At 64.9% G+C, this 291-nt stretch carries 1 pseudogene; it reads left to right on the plus strand.

Annotated features, from left to right (window positions below):
• Positions 1–146: 146 nt before the first annotated feature.
• Positions 147–291 (plus strand): annotated as a pseudogene (locus EXE44_RS21750) (DUF1405 domain-containing protein); the annotation flags it as partial.

Genomic DNA, 291 nt, shown 5'->3' on the forward strand with positions numbered 1-291 from the left:
GGATCGGGGGGCGGAACGCTCGGCGTCCTCGTCGGTCATAGTCGTGATGACTCCTCATCCGTTGAAAAAGGTGTCTCGCAAAACACCGCGATTGATAATCGACCGGGACAGGCGGATTTTAGGTCCTCGCGCTCCGACCGGCGGCCGTGTCACGTTCCGAACGGTTCCGACGAGTTCGGCAGCTCCGACGGCCCGTAGTCAGGAAGCGGGTCCGGGCGGCGATCGCCGAGGAGCTGCTCGGGACGCCTCGGAGCCTCGCCGCGGTCTGCGGATTCACGGTCTTCATGCTCG

The organism is Halorubrum sp. SS7, assembly GCF_005435055.1.
Lineage (GTDB): Archaea > Halobacteriota > Halobacteria > Halobacteriales > Haloferacaceae > Halorubrum > Halorubrum salinarum.